Annotated in this window: 1 protein-coding gene; it reads right to left on the bottom strand. The window is 50.3% G+C overall.

The genetic code is table 11. The features are described from left to right. Positions 1–610: DUF6708 domain-containing protein (locus tag L1073_RS17125; RefSeq protein ID WP_246901442.1), on the bottom strand; the 610-nt coding region annotated here is incomplete at both ends.

Below are 610 nucleotides of genomic sequence, written 5' to 3'. Positions count from 1 at the left end.
ATCTGGGCCCTCCTCCATGTAACGGCGGATGTACTCCCACAGCGCATAAAGTTCATGATCGCTGCGCAGCGGTGCGCCGAGAAACACCACGTCATGATGCTCGGCGCCGGTACGCTGCTTGAAGAAGAACAGCATCAGGATTTCGCGCTTGCGCTGCTTGGTCACCACCTGATCGTCGGGATCGACCGAGGCCACCACATCGTCCCAATTATAGACCTGATTACCACCTGCGAAGTTGGGGCGATTGATAGTGATTTTGCGGGTCTTGCGATTGAAGCGCACCACGATATGACGCTGGACCAGGCATTCCATGCGGAATATCCAAAAGAGATACTTGAACGCAACGAGCATTACAACCCAAATGCCCCAAAGCCCTAAAATAGCAAAATAATCACCAGTATCAGCCTCCCTTCCAGTAGAGGGAAACACACCTGAAAAAAAAACATCAAGCCATGGCAATAAAATAAAAACAGGAAAAGTGACAATCCCTAAAAGCAATGGAAAAAGCCCAGTCAACACCCCCCCCCGCCACTCATCAAAAAATGTTCTGACATCCATATAGGTGTCATTCATCTTGTAGATGGAGCGCGCATCGGATGGCGCATCGCTG

Origin of the sequence: Chromohalobacter nigrandesensis, from assembly GCF_023061285.1 — a bacterium.
GTDB classification, from domain to species: domain Bacteria; phylum Pseudomonadota; class Gammaproteobacteria; order Pseudomonadales; family Halomonadaceae; genus Chromohalobacter; species Chromohalobacter nigrandesensis.
This window is presented reverse-complemented; position numbering and strand designations above follow the sequence as displayed.